The sequence below is a fragment of the Streptomyces eurocidicus genome, assembly GCF_002891295.1.
Taxonomy (GTDB): domain Bacteria; phylum Actinomycetota; class Actinomycetes; order Streptomycetales; family Streptomycetaceae; genus Streptomyces; species Streptomyces eurocidicus.
The window spans coordinates 267,760-280,427 of the sequence record NZ_LGUI01000004.1 but is presented as its reverse complement, the minus strand read 5'-3'; the positions used below and the strand labels follow the sequence as shown (position 1 = coordinate 280,427).

Sequence of the window (12,668 nt, the reverse complement as noted above, 5' to 3'; positions counted from 1 at the left end):
GGCCGAACGGCCGGGCCCCTTCGCGTACGCGTCGTCAGTCGCGTTCGCCCGTCACACAGAACTCGTTGCCCTCGGGGTCGGCGAGCACGGTGTGGCTCTCGTGCTCGGAGAGCACGCGGGCGCCCAGGCCGGTCAGCCGCTCGATCTCCCGGCGCGCCGAGCCGCCCTCGGCCGGGCCGACGTCGAGGTGGACGCGGTTCTTGCCCGCCCGTCCCTCCGGGACGCGCATGAAGTAGAGGTGGGGGCCGCCGGCGGGGTTGCGTACGACGGCCTCTTCCGCGCTGGACCAGTCGGCCGCCTCCCATCCGGTGGCGGCCGCCCAGAAACCGGCGAGCTCACCGGCGTCGGCCGCGTCGATCACGACGTTCTGGAGCTGGATACCCATGGTCTTCCGTTCTCTCGGATTGCCTGCGGCCACGGCCCCTGGGGGTGAACCCCGGGGCCGGGCCAGATATTACGCACGTACCGCCCGGTGGCGGCATGCCAGCACCGGGCGGTACGTCGTTCTCGGTGGGATCGGCGGGATCAGTGGGGGTCGCCCGCCTCCACGACGGGGGCGGTGCCCGTTCCGCGCTCCCCGCGCCGCCCGTCGTCCGGGACCACCTCGGACAGGTCGCGCAGCCGCGGCAGCGGGGAACGGGCGATGAAGACCAGCGCGCCGAGCGTGCCCAGGCCAACGACCACCAGGGTGGCCCGCAGGCCGATGAGCCCGCCGAGCCAGCCGCCGAGCAGGGCGCCCAGGGCGGCGGTGCCGGTGACGAGGAAGCGGTAGCCGGCGTTCGCCCGGCCCAGGATCTCCGACGACACGGCGGTCTGGCGCAGGCTGATCACCTGGATGTTGCTGATGACCACGCCCATGCCGTTGATCAGCAGGGCCAGGCCGACGACGACGGCGCTGAGGACCCGCCCGCCGCCGGCCGCCGGGATGAGCAGCGGCGCGGCGCAGGCGATCACCATCGTCCCCATGATGGTGGGGCCGATGCCCCACCGGCGGCCCAGCCGCCCGGCGACCAGGCTGCCCAGGAAGGCGCCGATGCCGGTCATCGCCATCACCACGCCCAAGATGACGGGGGTGAAGTGCAGTTCGCGCGTCAAGTACAGGATGAGCACGGCCCACAGGCCCTGGTTGAACAGGTTGTACGTGGCGGCCTCACCGGCGATGGCCCGCAGGTAGGGGTTGGTGCCGACCAGGCGCAGGCCGGTGCCGATGCGGGAGATCACCGAGCCCTCGGTGGCCGTCGACGCGGGTGCCGGTTCGCTGCGGCGGATGAACAGCAGCGATACCGCGGAGACGAGGTAGGTGCAGGCGTTGATGAGGACCGCGGCGGGGGCGGTGACCAGTCCGACCAGCACACCGCCCAGGCCGGGCCCGCTGGCCTGGGCGAGCGAACGGCTGCCCTCCAGCTTGCCGTTGCCCTCTATCAGATGGTCACGCCCGACCAGGGAGGGTATGTACGCCTGGTAGGCGAGGTCGAACAGGACGGTGAGCGTGGCGGCGAGGAAGACGATGACGCTCAGCAGCCCCACGTCCATCACGTCCAGGGCGGTCAGCAGCGGGATGAGTCCGAGGATCACCGCCCTGCCGAAGTTGGCGCCGATCATGATGGGGCGCCGTCTGTTCTGGTCGATCCACACCCCGGCGAGCAGGGTGAACAGCATGTAGGGGGCGAACTGGGCGGCGTTGACGACGCCCATCTGGAACGGTGTCGCGTCCAGGGTGGTGGCGGCCAGCAGCGGGATCGCCAGCACGGAGATCTGCGCGCCGAACATCGACAGGCTCTCCGCGGACCAGAACTTCAGGAAGTCCGCGTCCCGCCACAGTCCCCTCGGCCGTCCGTCGGCCGGTGCTTCGCCCATGTCGTCCGTATCCTCACTTCTCGTCGCCCAGGACCCGCCGCAGCGTGCGCGCGAGCGCCGGCAGGTGCGGGTGCTGGAGCATGGTGTGGTGGGTCCCCGGGACCACATGGTGGTCCAGGCCGCCGGTCGCGAACTCCCGCCACCGGTCGGCCTGATCATCCAGCTCCGCCCCGGCGCTCAGCAAGGTGACGGGACCGTCGTAGGGGGTGGGCCGGTGGGTGTGGAACGCCCGGGAGTTGGCCAGGAACACCGCGACGCGGGTACGGACCTCCTCGCGCACCCCGGTGGGGATCAGACCGGTGCGCTCCAGGAGCGCCAGGAGCTCGTCCGTCCGCTCGTCGGCCGGCGCGGCGCCCAGCCGTTCCAGATCCGCCGCGGGTGCTTCGGTGCCCCGGAGGCCGGCGAGGTCGTGGACGAAGGCGGCCAGCAGCTCGGCCTCGCCGGGCGCCTCGGCGGCCTGCGGCGGGAACCCGGTGTCGAGCAGGGTCACCGAGGCCACCTCCGCTCCGGCGGCGCGCAGCCGCACGGCCATCTCCAGGGCGACGGCACCGCCCAGCGACCAGCCGCCCAGGTGGTACGGGCCGGACGGGCACGCGCGACGCACGGCGGCCAGATAGGTGTCGGCCAGCGCGCCCAGGTCCGGTGCGGTGCGGTGGGCGTCGTCGTGCAACCCCGGGTGTTCCAGGGCGTGGACGGGGGTGTCCGCGTCGAGGAGGCGGGCGAGCGGCACGTAGGGCACGGCCGCGCCGCCCACGGCGTGCACGAGGAAGAGCGGCGGCCGCCCGCCCCCGGCCCGCAGGGTCACCAGCGGCGTCGCCCCGGCTCCGGTCCGCGTGGCCGGTGCGGCGGGGGTGTGCGCGTCGATCGCCCGGGCCATCGCCTCGACCGTGGGCGCCGCGTAGAGCGCGCGCACGTCGAGCAGGGCGCCGAAGGACTCGCGCACCGCGAACCGCAGGCGGATCAGGTCCAGGGAGCTGCCGCCCAGGTCGAAGAAGCCGTCGAGCGCGCCGACCCGGCCGGCGCCCAGGATCCGCGCCCACAGCGGGGCGAGGGCCCGCTCGGTGGGGGTGCGCGGTGCCACGAAGAGCGCGGTCGTGGTGAGTTCGGGGGCGGGCAGCGCCCTGCGGTCGACCTTGCCGTTGGCCGTCAGAGGGATGCGCTCCAGCGGCACCACCACCGCCGGCACCATATGGTCCGGCAACTCCATGCCCACGTGGGCACGGAGCCGGGCGGGCAGGCCGGGCCCGGCGCCCGGGGCGGGCACGACGTAGCCGATCAGCCGGCGTCCGTCGTCGGTGCCGTGCACGGTGGTGAACGCGTCGGCGACCTCGGGGTGCGCGGCCAGCACCGCGTCGATCTCGCCGGGCTCGACACGGAAGCCGCGGATCTTCACCTGCTGGTCGAGGCGGCCCAGGTACTCCAGGGTGCCGTCGGACAGCCGCCGCGCCAGGTCGCCGGAGCGGTAGAGCCGGCCGGCGCCGTCCCCGAACGGGTCGGGGACGAAGCGCTCCGCGGTCAGGTCGGGGCGGCCCAGGTAGCCCCAGGCCACGCCCGGTCCGCCCACCCACATCTCGCCCGGCACACCGGCCGGCGCGAGCTGCCCGGCCCGGTCGACGACCCACACCGACATATCGGGGATCGGCACCCCGATCGGGCCGGGCGAGCGGGCGAGGAGCTCCCGGCTCAGGGGGCGGTAGGTGACGTGCACGGTCGTCTCGGTGATGCCGTACATGTTGACCAGCCGGGGCGTGTCCTCGCCGTGCCGGTCGAACCAGCGCAGCACCGCGTCCGCGTCCAGCGCGTCCCCGCCGAAGACCACCGTGCGCAGCGCCAGGTCCGCGCCGCGCTCCTCGTCCACGGCGACCAGCTGCCGGAAGGCGGCGGGCGTCTGGTTCAGGACGGTCACCCGCTCGCGCTCCAGCAGCTCGTAGAACGCCTCGGGCGAACGGCTCTCCCAGTACGGCACGACGACGAGCCGGCCGCCGTGGGCGAGGGCGCCCCACAGCTCCCACACGGAGAAGTCGAAGGCGAAGGAGTGGAAGAGCGACCACACGTCCCGCTCGTCGAAGCCGAACCACTCGTGGGTCGAGGCCAGCAGCCGGGTGACGTTCCCGTGCGGGACCATCACGGCCTTGGGGCGGCCCGTGGAACCGGAGGTGTAGATGAGGTAGGCGAGGTCGTCGCCGCCGACGGTGACCGGCTCGGGCGCGGGGTCGCCGTCGGCGGGGTGCCCGCCGTCGAGGGGGACGCGCTCGTACGGGCCGTCCGGCAGCTCCGCCGCGCTCTCCGCGAGCAGCACGCCGATGCCGGAGTCCTTGATCATGTAGCCCAGTCGCTCAGCCGGGTACCCGGGGTCGAGCGGTACATACGCGCCGCCGGCCCGGAGGATCGCCAGGATGCCGGCGACGAGGGCGGCCGAGCGCGTGCCGCACAGGCCCACGAGGTCGCCGCGGCGCACCCCGCGCTCGCGCAGCCGGGCGGCCAGCCGTCCGGCGCGGTCGTCGAGTTCGCGGTAGGTGAGCCGGGTCGTGCCGTCGACGATGGCGACGGCGTCGGGCCGCAGCCGTACCTGCTCGGCGAAGAGCGCGTACAGGGAGACGTCGGCGGGGTAGGTGCCCTGGGCGGTGCTCCAGGCCGTCATCCGCCGCCGCTCGTCCGCGGTGAGGAGGGTGAGGCCGCCGATGGGCGCGTCGGGGGTCCGTACGGCCTGCTCCAGCACCGTGCGGAAGTGGTCGACGAGCCGCTCCACGCGGTCGTGGTCGTACAGCTCGGTGGCGTACTCCAGTTGCAGGGCGATGCCGCCGTCCGCCGACTCGCTCGCGCTGACGGCCAGGTCGAAGCGGGCCCGGGTGCCGGTGGTCCCGACGTACTCGCCGACCGTGGAGCCGAGCCGGAAGGGCACGTCGGAGGCGTCGGCGGCCTGGAGGGTGAGGCTGATCTGGAAGAGGGGGTTGCGCCCGGGGACACGTTCGGGCTTGAGCGCGTCGACGACCATCGTGAACGGCACGTCCTGGTGATCCAGCGCGCCGAGGACCGTCTCCCCGCAACGACCCACCAGCTCACGGAACGTCGGATCCCCGGCCGTACTCGTCCGCAGCACCAGTGTGTTCGCGAACAGCCCGACCAGAGGCTCGACCTCGGAGCGCGTGCGCCCCGAGAACACCGAACCGATCGCCAGGTCATCCTGACCCGTGTACCGCGACAACACCGTCAGCAGACCCGCCTGGAGCACCGCCAGCAACGACACCCGCTCGGTACGGGCGAGAGCGCGCAGCCCCTCCCCCAGGGAGGCGGGGAGCCGGTGGTCGACGACGGCTCCGGTCTGCCGGGGTGAGGCGGGGCGGGGGCGGTCGGCGGGGAAGTCGACGACCGGCAGGTCCGCCAGGGTGCGCCGCCAGTAGGACAGCTGGCCCTCCAGGACGTCCCCGGTCAGCCGCTCGCGCTGCCAGGCCGCGAAGTCGGCGACCTGCACGGCGAGCGGGGGCAGGTCGGCACCGGCGTGGAGCGCGGAGAGTTCCTGGCCGATGATCCCGGTCGACCAGCCGTCGGTGACGACGTGGTGCAGGCTCATCAGCAGGACGTGGTCGGTGTCGGCCAGCCGCAGCAGGCCCGTACGCAGCAGAGGCCCCGCGGCGAGGTCGAAGGGCCGTTCCGCCTCCGCGTCCACGAGCTGTCGTACGCGCTCCTCCCGGGCCGGCTCCGGCAGACCGGACAGGTCGGTCACCAGCAGCGGCCAGGCGGCGGGGGCCTCGTCGACGACCAGGAGCGGCTCCTCGCCCTCGCCGGAGAAGCGGGTGCGCAGCGCCTCGTGCCGCCCGACGAGCCGCCGGAACGCCTCACTCAGGGCGTCGGCGTCCAGGGGGCCACGCAGCCGGAGGGCGAACGGCATGTTGTAGACCGGGGATTCGGGGTCGAGCTGGTGCAGGAACCACAGGCCCTCCTGCTGGTGCGAGGGGACCAGAGGCCGCCCGTCGCGGGGGACGGGGCGGATGTGGTCGGTCGCGCCGGCCGTGCCGTCCTGGCCGGCCGGTGCGGCGGTGTGCGCCTGGTCGACACGGGCGGCGAGGTCCCGCAGGACGGAGTGCGTGAACAGGACGCGGGGAGCGAGGGACACATGGAAGGTGTCACGGATCCGGGAGGTGAGGCGGGTGGCGTGGAGGGAGTTGCCGCCCAGGTCGAAGAAGCCGTCGAGCGCGCCGATGGATTCCAGGGGCACGTCGAGCAGGGTGTGCCAGATGCCGGCGAGGGCGCGTTCGGTGGCGGTGCGCGGCGGCTCGTTCCGTGCCTCCGCGGCGGTGCGCGGGGCGGGGAGCCGGGCCTGGTCGAGCTTGCCGCTGGGGGTCAGGGGCAGGGCGTCGATCACGATCACCTGGGACGGGATCATGTGCAGCGGCAGCCGGTCCGTCAGCGCCGCGCGGATGCCGTCGGGGTCGGGGGCGCCGGCGGCGGTGGGGACGACGTAGCCGATGAGGCGCGCGGCGGGGGTTCCGGAGTCGTGGACGACGACCGTGCCCTGCCGGACTCCTTCGCAGCCGGCGAGGGCGTGTTCGATCTCGCCGGGTTCGATACGCAGCCCACGGATCTTGATCTGCCGGTCCGCACGACCCAGGAACTCGAGATTGCCGTCCTCACGCCACCGCACGACATCACCCGTGCGATACATCCGCTCACCCGAACCCGAGAACGGATCCGGAACAAAACGCTCCGCCGTCAGATCCGGACGATTCAGATAACCCCGCGCCAGCCCCGCACCCGCCACGAACAACTCACCCGGAACACCCACAGGCACCGGCTCAAAAGTCTCCGCGTTCAGGACGTACGCACGGTGATTGGCCATCGCACGACCGATCGGCGGCGACGCCGACAACCCACCGGGCGGACACAGATAATCCACACACGCCACGGTCGCCTCGGTCGGACCGTAACCATTGTGGAACTCACGCTTCTCACTCGACCAACGATTCACCAACTCCGCGGGGAACGCCTCCAACCCCACGAACAACGCCCGCAGATCCGGCAACGACCCCGGATCCAGCAACCTCAACACCGCCGGCGGCACATCCGCCACCGACACCCGCTCCCGAACCAGCAACTCCTGCAACGCATCCGGATCCAACAACACCTCACGCGACGCACCCACCACCGCCGCACCCGAACCCAACGCACCGTAGAAATCGAAGACCGACACATCGAACGCCGGATTCGCGAACTGCAACAACCGGTCACCGGGCCGGATACCGAACAGCTCCCGCGCGTTCAGCACAAAGTTCACCGCCGCCCCGTGCGACACCATCACCCCCTTCGGCGCACCCGTCGACCCCGACGTATAGATGATGTACGCGAGGTGGTCGGGGTCGGTGTTACCGGTGAGCGGCGTCTCGGGGGTGCGGGCGAGCCGCTCGCGCGGCGCGGGGTCGTCCAGGACCAGCCGTGGTACATCAGCGGGCAGTGCCGCCGCCAGCGCGCGGGTGGTCACCACGGCGGCGGCCCGGGCGTCGGAGAGGTAGGACGCCAGGCGTTCGGTGGGGTGCTGGGGATCCAGCGGCAGCCAGGCGCCGCCCGCCTTGAGCACACCCAGCTGTGCCACCGGCAGGTCAAGGCCCCGGTCCAGCAGCACACCCACCACCGCGTCCGGGCCCACGCCGAAGTCCGCGCGCAGCACATGGGCCAGCCGGGTCGCGGTCGCGTCCAGCTCCCCGTAGGACAGCTCCGTGCCCTCGAAGCGCGCCGCCGGCGCCGAACCGTCCGCCGCCGCCCACCGCTCCACCACCTCATGAAGCAGCAGCCCGTCCTCCGCACGCGCCACAGGAGACGGATTCCAGCCCTCGGTCAACTGCTCACGCTCACCCGCGCTCAACAAGCCCAGCGAACCCACCCGGGCGTCGGGATCCGCCACGGCCTGCCCCAGCACCGAACGGAAATGCCCGACCAACCGCTCCATCCGACCCCGCTCGAACAGCTCAGTCGAGTACTCGGCGACGACGTCCAGGTGGGCGTCGGGGGCCTCGATCACGGTGACGCCGAGGTCGAAACGGGAGCTGATCTCATGGGAGTCGAGGGGTTCGGCCTCCACGCCGGGCAGGCCGAAGCCGCGGCCGCTGGTACCGGCCGCCTGGAGGGTGAGGCTGATCTGGAAGAGGGGGTTACGGCCGGGGACGCGCTCGGGCTTGAGCGCGTCGACGACCATCGTGAACGGCACGTCCTGATGGTCCAGGGCACCGAGGACCGTCTCCCCGCAACGACCCACCAGCTCACGGAACGTCGGATCCCCGCCCGTACTCGTCCGCAGCACCAACGTGTTAGCGAACAACCCCACCAGAGGCTCCACCTCGGAACGCGTACGCCCCGAGAACACCGAACCGATCGCCAGATCGTCCTGACCCGTATACCGCGACAACACCGTCAGCAGACCCGCCTGAAGCACCGCCAGCAACGACACCCGCTCGGTACGTGCCAGAGCCCGAAGCCCCTCCCCCAGTTCGCCGGGCAGGCTCGCTTCCAGGGTGGCGCCCGCGGAGGTCGGGTCCAGGGGGCGGGGCCGGTCGGCGGGGAAGTCGACGACCGGCAGGTCCGCCAGCGTACGCCGCCAGTACGACAGCTGGCCCTCCAGGGCGTCCCCGGTGAGCCGGTCACGCTGCCAGGCCACGAAGTCGGTCGTCTGGAGTTCGAGGGCGGGCAGCTCTCCCCCGCCGTAGAGCGCGGCCAGATCCTGGACGATCGTCCCCGTCGACCAGCCGTCGGTGATGATGTGGTGCAGGCTCATCAGCAGGACGTGGTCGGTGTCGGCCAGCCGCAGCAGGCCCGTACGCAGCAGAGGCCCCGCGGCCAGGTCGAAGGCCCGTACCGCTTCCTCCTGTGCCAGGTGACGTACGCGCTCCCGGCGCGCCGGTTCCGGCAGGCCGGACAGGTCAGTGACCGGCAGCGGCCAGGAGGCCGGCGCTTCGTCGACGACCAGGCGCGGCTCCCCGTCGTCGCCGGGGAAGCGGGTGCGGAGTGCCTCGTGCCGTCCGACCAGCAGCCGGAACGCCTCACGCAGGGCACCTGCGTCCAGGGGGCCGCTCAGCCGGAGGGCGAACGGGACGTTGTAGACGGGCGAGCCGGGCTCCAGCCGGTCCAGGAACCACAGGCCCTCCTGCTGGTACGAGGGCACGAGCGGCCGCCCGTCGCGGGGGACGGGACGGATCCGGCCGGCGCCGGCCTCCGCCGCGCGCTTCTGCCGCAGCCGCAGGGCCAGCAGCGCGCGCCGCTTCTCCTCGATCGTCGTCTGCCGGGGCGTCGCGTCGGTCATCAGGCTTCCTCACTCAGCAGTCGGTCCAGCTCCTCCTCGGACAGCCCGGCGATCTCCGCTTCGAGGTCCGTCTCCTCCGCGGCGGCCGCCGTGAGCTCCTCGCCGATGCGGGCGGCGAGGTCCTTCAGGACGGGGTGGGCGAAGAGGAGGCGCGGTTCGAGGGTGATGTGGAAGGTGTCGCGGATGCGGGAGATGAGGCGGGTGGCCTGGAGGGAGTTGCCGCCCAGGTCGAAGAAGCCGTCGTGGGCACCGATGGATTCCAGGGGCACGTCGAGCAGCCCGTGCCAGATCCCGGCGAGGTCCCGCTCGGTCGCGTCGCGCGGTGCCACGTGGACGCGGGCCGATCCCTCCTGGGGTGCGGGGAGCCTGGCGTGGTCAACCTTGCCGTTGGGGGTGAGCGGCAGGGCGTCGAGGGTCATCAGCCGGGCGGGGACCATGTGCTGGGGCAGCCGGTCCATGAGCCCGGTGCGCAGGGCGTCGGCGTCCAGCGACCGGCCGGCCTCGGCGACGGCGTAGGCGATGAGGCGCGCCTCGGGGGTGCCGGGGCGGTCGACGGTGACGACGGCCTGGGCGACGCCGGGGCTGGTGGTCAGCGCGTGTTCGATCTCGCCGGGTTCGATGCGCAGCCCACGGATCTTGATCTGCCGGTCCGCACGACCCAGGAACTCGAGATTGCCGTCCTCACGCCACCGCACGACATCACCCGTGCGATACATCCGCTCACCCGAACCCGAGAACGGATCCGGAACAAAACGCTCCGCCGTCAGATCCGGACGATTCAGATAACCCCGCGCCAGCCCCGCACCCGCCACGAACAACTCACCCGGAACACCCACAGGCACCGGCTCAAAAGTCTCCGCGTTCAGGACGTACGCACGGTGATTGGCCATCGCACGACCGATCGGCGGCGACGCCGACAACCCACCGGGCGGACACAGATAATCCACACACGCCACGGTCGCCTCGGTCGGACCGTAACCATTGTGGAACTCACGCTTCTCACTCGACCAACGATTCACCAACTCCGCGGGGAACGCCTCCAACCCCACGAACAACGCCCGCAGATCCGGCAACGACCCCGGATCCAGCAACCTCAACACCGCCGGCGGCACATCCGCCACCGACACCCGCTCCCGGACCAGCAACTCCTGCAACGCATCCGGATCCAACAACGTCTCACGCGACGCACCGACGACCGCCGCACCCGAACCCAACGCACCGTAGAAATCGAAGACCGACACATCGAACGCCGGATTCGCGAACTGCAACAACCGGTCACCGGGCCGGATACCGAACAGCTCCCGCGCGTTCAGCACAAAGTTCACCGCCGCCCCGTGCGACACCATCACCCCCTTCGGCGCACCCGTCGACCCCGACGTATAGATGATGTACGCGAGGTGGTCGGGGTCGGTGTTACCGGTGAGCGGCGTCTCGGGGGTGCGGGCGAGCCGCTCGCGCGGCGCGGGGTCGTCCAGGACCAGCCGTGGTACATCAGCGGGCAGTGCCGCCGCCAGCGCGCGGGTGGTCACCACGGCGGCGGCCCGGGCGTCGGAGAGGTAGGACGCCAGGCGTTCGGTGGGGTGCTGGGGATCCAGCGGCAGCCAGGCGCCGCCCGCCTTGAGCACACCCAGCTGTGCCACCGGCAGGTCAAGGCCCCGGTCCAGCAGCACACCCACCACCGCGTCCGGGCCCACGCCGAAGTCCGCGCGCAGCACATGGGCCAGCCGGGTCGCGGTCGCGTCCAGCTCCCCGTAGGACAGCTCCGTGCCCTCGAAGCGCGCCGCCGGCGCCGAACCGTCCGCCGCCGCCCACCGCTCCACCACCTCGTGGAGCAGCAGCCCGTCCTCCGCGCGCGCCACGGGGGGCGGGTTCCAGCCCGACACCAGCTGCTCCCGCTCGTCCGCGGTCAGCAGCTCCAGGGAGCCGATCCGCGCGTCCGGGTCCGTCACGGCCTGCTCCAGCACCGAACGGAAATGCCCGACCAACCGCTCCATCCGGCCCCGCTCGAACAGCTCAGTCGAGTATTCGAGCCATACGCGCAGTCGTCCGTCGGTGGCCTCGTCGACCTGGAAGGCGAGGTCGAAGCGTGCGGTGCCGTTCTCCACGGGTACGGGCTCGACGGCCAGCTCGCCGAGGCCGAATTCGCCGACCATGGCGCCGGTGAGGAGGGTGAAGCTGATCTGGAAGAGCGGGTTGCGGCCGGGGGTGCGCTCGGGGCGGAGTTCCTCGACGAGGGTGCCGAAGGGGACGTCCTGGTGTTCCATCGCGCCCAGGACGGTCCGCTGGCAGCGGGTGACCAGTTCGCGGAAGGTCGGGTCGCCGGCCGTGCTCGTCCGCAGCACCAGGGTGTTGGCGAAGAAGCCGACGAGGGGCTCCACCTCGGAGCGGGTGCGGCCGGAGAAGACCGAGCCCAGCGCCAGGTCGTGCTCGCCGGTGTAGCGGGAGAGCACGGTCAGGAAGCCGGCCTGGAGGACGGCGAGCAGCGAGACGCGTTCGTCGCGCGTCCACGCGCGCAGGGCCGCGCCGAGTCCGGCGGGCAGGTCCAGTTCGAGTTCGGCGCCCTTCCAGGTGGGCTGGGAGGGCCGGGGGCGGTCCGTGGGGAAGTCGATGGCGGGGACGCCGGCGAGGGTGGTGCGCCAGTAGTCGATCTGGGTGCGCAGGCCGTCGCCGGAGAGCCGGCGGCGCTGCCAGGCGGCGTGGTCGGCGGGCTGCACGGCGAGGTCGGGCAGGTCGCCGTCCTCCGCCCCGTAAAGGGCCGCCAGTTCCTGGGTGACGATGCCCACCGACCAGCCGTCGGTGACGATGTGGTGCAGGCAGAGCACGAGGATGTGCTCGTCGGCCGCCAGGCGGAGCAGGTGGGTGCGGAAGACCGGGCCGTTCTCGAGGTCGAACGGGGCGCGGGCGTGGGATTCCACGAGGGTCCGGACGCGGTCGTCGCGGTCGGCTCCGGCCGGCCCGGAGAGGTCGGTCACCGGCAGCGGCCAGGCGGCGGGCGCGGCGTCGACGCTCTGGTAGGGCACGCCGTGCTCGGAGCCGAAGCGGGTGCGGAGCGCCTCGTGGCGGGCGACGAGGCCGCGCAGCGCCCCGGCCAGGGCGCCGGTGTCCAGGGCGCCGCGCAGGCGCAGGACGAAGGGCACGTTGTAGACGGGCTGTTCGGGCGCCAGCTGGTGCAGCGTCCACAGGTGGCGCTGCTGGTCGGAGACCTGGAGCCGGTCGGTGCGGGGCACGGGGGCGATGCGGTTGCGCTCCGCGGCCTCGGCCCGCTGCCTGGCGAGCTTGGCGTCCAGGAGGGCGCGTTTGATGTCGGAAAGACTGGCCGTCCCGGTGGAGGTCTCGCCCGGTCCCGTCATGCTCATTCCTCGATCCCTTCGAACCTTGTTCCGCCGGTCCCGCGAACCGGTCCTGCGATCCGGTCGTGGCAGGACGACCCTGGATCCAGACGCTAGTGACTGGCCGGGGACGGCGCGTCCACACGGGTGTGGAGCCGCCGTCCCCGCTTTGTGGACACCGTGCTGACCGCCGG

General features: G+C 72.4%; 4 protein-coding genes. All 4 read right to left on the bottom strand.

Annotation, left to right across the window (positions count from 1 at the left end):
* Positions 1–34 precede the first annotated feature (34 nt).
* The gene (locus tag AF335_RS15320; RefSeq protein ID WP_102918945.1) at positions 35–385 is read right to left on the bottom strand and encodes a VOC family protein; all 351 of its coding nucleotides are present in this window, start codon (positions 383–385) and stop codon (positions 35–37) included.
* Positions 386–525: 140 nt separating this feature from the next.
* Entirely contained in the window at positions 526–1,857 is a 1,332-nt protein-coding gene (locus AF335_RS15315) for an MFS transporter (RefSeq protein ID WP_170127703.1), read from the bottom strand.
* Between the two features lie 13 nt (positions 1,858–1,870).
* Positions 1,871–9,145 (bottom strand): amino acid adenylation domain-containing protein, encoded by a 7,275-nt coding sequence (locus AF335_RS15310; protein WP_102918943.1) that lies wholly within the window; start codon positions 9,143–9,145, stop codon positions 1,871–1,873.
* Entirely contained in the window at positions 9,145–12,501 is a 3,357-nt protein-coding gene (locus AF335_RS15305) for a non-ribosomal peptide synthetase (protein ID WP_102918942.1), read from the bottom strand. Before AF335_RS15305 ends, AF335_RS15310 begins: the two co-directional genes overlap by 1 nt.
* Between the last annotated feature and the right edge of the window lie 167 nt (positions 12,502–12,668).

What these genes read in the sequence shown, in the direction of transcription:
- AF335_RS15305 (WP_102918942.1), bottom strand. Translation starts at nt 12,501, where the DNA reads ATGAGCATGACGGGACCGGGCGAGACCTCCACCGGGACGGCCAGTCTT.
- AF335_RS15315 (WP_170127703.1), bottom strand. Translation starts at nt 1,857, where the DNA reads ATGGGCGAAGCACCGGCCGACGGACGGCCGAGGGGACTGTGGCGGGAC.
- AF335_RS15320 (WP_102918945.1), bottom strand. Translation starts at nt 385, where the DNA reads ATGGGTATCCAGCTCCAGAACGTCGTGATCGACGCGGCCGACGCCGGT.
- AF335_RS15310 (WP_102918943.1), bottom strand. Translation starts at nt 9,145, where the DNA reads ATGACCGACGCGACGCCCCGGCAGACGACGATCGAGGAGAAGCGGCGC.